We start from the raw sequence: 300 nt of genomic DNA on the forward strand, positions 1-300 counted from the left end.
GATCAGGTTGATAGGTCAGAGGTGGAAGCGTGGCGACATGTGTAGCTGACTGATACTAATCGATCGAGGACTTAACCAAACTTTTAAAAGCGTAAGCTTTACTCAGCGAACTGTTATCTAGTTTTGAAAGAATAAATCTTTCAAAAAAAAGTATTGCTTTCTTTATGAAATAGTGTATAATATAATATGTCTGGTGGCGATAGCGAAGAGGTCACACCCGTTCCCATACCGAACACGGAAGTTAAGCTCTTTAGCGCCAATGGTAGTTGGGACTTTGTCCCTGTGAGAGTAGGACGTTGC

General features: G+C 41.3%; 1 rRNA gene. It reads left to right on the forward strand.

The features are described from left to right. Window positions 1–189 precede the first annotated feature (189 nt). Window positions 190–300: ribosomal RNA gene (gene rrf, locus LJC66_RS27545) — 5S ribosomal RNA — on the forward strand; the annotation flags it as partial.

The sequence above is a fragment of the Priestia sp. TSO9 genome (genome assembly GCF_021029645.1).
In the GTDB taxonomy this organism is placed as follows: domain Bacteria; phylum Bacillota; class Bacilli; order Bacillales; family Bacillaceae_H; genus Priestia; species Priestia megaterium_E.